Source organism: Corynebacterium sp. HMSC071B10, assembly GCF_001814825.1.
GTDB lineage: Bacteria > Actinomycetota > Actinomycetes > Mycobacteriales > Mycobacteriaceae > Corynebacterium.
Map to the genome: position 1 here is coordinate 9,189 of NZ_KV817959.1, position 859 is coordinate 10,047.

Consider the following 859-nt stretch of genomic DNA (forward strand, 5'->3'; position numbering starts at 1 on the left):
GTAGCGGTTGTTGAAATTCCTCCACGTAGCAAAGTCATTGTGGGCCAGTCATCAGATGGACTAATCAATGTTGACGAACGGTTGAAGAAGTTGAAGGCGGGTTCGCTGACGATGATGCGCACGGACGATTTGACACCTACGGATGAATTGTTAGGAGTAATTGGTGTTGATTAAGCATGTTGCAACCCGTGCTTACAGCATGGTTTGTTCGACGTATCCTGGCAAAGATTGGGACGTAGAGGTATGTGTACACCCAGACGGAACCGTTGCAGTGTTTCCAGGGGAGAACGCAGATGATGGGGATAGCGCCGCGCTGGTGAAGTCCGACGGCACGGTGGAGCTACTAGGAAGTTCCCCTGTTGATTTAACAGCTTTTGTTGAAGCTGGGGACTGGGTAACCACTCAATAAAACTGACCGCCAACCAATATGTCTCATACTCACCTCCGTTACCACCAAGGCGTGGAACACACCCAACACCCCACGGAGGAGACAAACCACATGTCGGATGAAAACACCACCCCCGCAGACCTCGCATGGGGTAACCTCAATTTAACCGTCTCTGTGACCATGAGAACGCGGGTGTGAACGTGAACTGACCCGGCTTATCAACTGGGCTACATCCGCTGTGTTGAAGTACACAGCTGTGCGGGCGTTCACTAAGACGATGATTGAGAAGTGGGTCAGAGTTAAGGCAGCAGGGTGTGTTCGATGCCGTCTAGGATCACATCGATGACGAGGTCGTAGTATTCCTCGGACATCGCTTCTTCTTCATCAGGGTGTGAGAGAGGCTCCAGGTAAGAGTTGACAATACTGGTCAGTCCAACAGATTGAAGCGTCCTGGGTTTGGTTCCGCTTCTT